Raw genomic sequence first — 1,748 nt, forward strand, 5'->3', positions numbered from 1 at the left:
ACAGCAACTGGTGCTGCTCGGCAACGCCCAGCAGCGGCAGGTCCCCCAGGCGCTGGCGTGGCTGCTGGACAATGCCCTGCAGCAACTGCACCCAGGACTGGGCCAGACGCTCGATGGTGGAGGCCTCGAACAGGTCGGAGGCATAGGTCAGGGAGGCCCAGAGGCCATCCTCGGATTCGAAGGTATCCAGGGTCAGGTCGAACTGCGCGGCGCGCCCCTGCCAACTCAGGGTCTCGATGCTGAGGTCGTCCAGGCGCTGGCTCTGCCCGCCCTTCTTGACCGCGGTCTGGTGGTTGAACATTGCCTGGAACAGCGGGCTGTGGCTCAGGCTGCGCTCGGGGCGCAAGGCTTCCACCAACTGCTCGAAAGGCAAGTCCTGGTGGGACTGGGCCATCAGCGCGGTCTGCTTGACCTGCTGCAGGAAATCATTGAAGCCCAGTTGCCCGTCGACCTCGGCCTTGAACACCTGGGTATTGACGAAGAAGCCGATCAGGCGCTCGGTTTCCACCCGGTTGCGGTTGGCGGTCGGCACCCCGACGCGGATGTCCGCCTGGCCGCTGTAGCGGTGCAGCAAGACCTGGAACGAGGCCAGCAACAGCATGAACAGGGTCGCCCCTTCACGCTGGGCCAATTGCTTGAGGCCCAGGCGCAGCTCTTCCGGCAACGGGATATCCAGCAGCGCCCCCCGATAGCTCTGGATCGCCGGGCGCGGGTGGTCCAGCGGCAGCATCAGCAAGGGTTGCTCCCCGGCCAGTTGCTCCAGCCAGTAGCCCAGTTGCCGCTCACGCTCGCCGGCATCCATCCACTGGCGCTGCCAGTTGGCATAGTCGGCGTATTGAATCGGCAGGTCCGGCAGGCTGACCGTGCGCCCCTGGCGGTAACCGGCATAGAGCTGGATCAGCTCCTCCACCATCACCCCCATCGACCAGCCATCGGACACGATGTGGTGCTGGGTCAGGACCAGCACATGCTCGTCTGCCGCCACCCGCAGCAACTTGGCCCGCAACAGCGGGCCATTGCGCAGATCGAAGGGCGGCTGGCTCTTGCTGTCGGTCAGGGCATGGACCTGGGCCTCATAGGACAGGCCGCCGGCGTGCAGTTCGATGACCTCGATGTCCAGCGGCGCCGGTGGGTGCACCACCTGCACCGCCGTGCCATCGTCTTCGGAAAAGGTAGTGCGCAGGGTTTCATGCCGGGCAATCAGGGTATCGAATGCATGGCGCAGCGCGTCGAGGTCCAGTTCTCCGGTCAAGCGCAGCGCCGTGGTGATGTGGTAGGCGGTGCTCTCGGGCTCCAGTTGCCAAAGGAACCACTGGCTTTCCTGGGTATAGGAGAGAACCGGCGCCTCGTCGGCGCCGCGGCTGCAGATAGGAGCGATACCAAAGAGGTTGATGCCCTTTTCTTTAAGCAAAATCGCCAGGGCTCTTCTTTCCTTGGAAGAAAGCGTGCCTACCGAGTCGATTAAAGCTTGCATGTACTACCTCGCCTAAGAAATTATTTTTTCAAGATCATCGGGAGATAAACGTTTGAGGGCCTCCAAAGATTTAGCCAATTCATCCTGCAGTGAAGAAGTTGTCTGCCGCAGGGCCTGAACCTTCTCGACAAAGGCCGCGAGGCTCTCCGCGCCGAACAGCGACTTGATGGGCATATCCACGCCAAACTGCTGCTTGACCCGAGTCACCACCTGAGCCACCAACAGAGAGTGGCCGCCCAGCTCGAAGAAGTTGTCGCTCATGCCCACCCGATCC

The 1,748-nt window shown here is 62.5% G+C and carries 2 protein-coding genes; both read right to left on the bottom strand.

The window, feature by feature from the left end:
• A partial coding sequence (locus tag F6S12_RS31470) for a condensation domain-containing protein (protein ID WP_315869828.1) occupies window positions 1-1,474 on the bottom strand: 1,474 nt, incomplete at its 3' end.
• Between the two features lie 12 nt (window positions 1,475-1,486).
• A partial coding sequence (locus tag F6S12_RS31475) for a phosphopantetheine-binding protein (protein WP_315869829.1) occupies window positions 1,487-1,748 on the bottom strand: 262 nt, incomplete at its 5' end.

It is taken from the genome of Pseudomonas sp. JV245A, assembly GCF_032424515.1.
Lineage (GTDB): Bacteria > Pseudomonadota > Gammaproteobacteria > Pseudomonadales > Pseudomonadaceae > Aquipseudomonas > Aquipseudomonas protegens.